The sequence below is a fragment of the Bacillus sp. SIMBA_074 genome, assembly GCF_046534555.1.
Classification (GTDB): domain Bacteria; phylum Bacillota; class Bacilli; order Bacillales; family Bacillaceae_G; genus Bacillus_A; species Bacillus_A mycoides.
On the sequence record NZ_JAWRYM010000210.1, the window covers coordinates 1 to 347 of the forward strand.

Consider the following 347-nt stretch of genomic DNA (forward strand, 5'->3'; position numbering starts at 1 on the left):
CTGGCTTTTCAATTCCAATTAGTAAACGACCTAAGGTGGATTTCCCGCTCCCACTTTCTCCGATAATACCGAGACATTCGCCACTTCCACATTCAAAACTAATATTTTTCAAAATCTTTTGTCTTTTGTTTGAAATGAGTCCACCACTTTTATAAGACTTCTCCACACTATCAACCTTTAGCAATTTTAAGCTCTCCCCATTATTTTCTTAAAATGATTACTCAACGCTAGTCTAGTAGATACTAAATATTTGGTATAGTCATGTTCCGGTTCTGAAAATATAGTTTTTGATTTTTCTCTTTCAATAATTTCTCCATCCTTCATGACCATAACTTCATCAGCAATTG

Annotated in this window: 1 protein-coding gene; it reads right to left on the minus strand. The window is 34.3% G+C overall.

Translation table 11 applies throughout. From position 1 onward, the window contains the following. A partial coding sequence (locus tag SB773_RS30535; protein WP_410593961.1) for an ATP-binding cassette domain-containing protein occupies positions 1–184 on the minus strand: 184 nt, incomplete at its 3' end. Positions 185–347 lie beyond the last annotated feature (163 nt).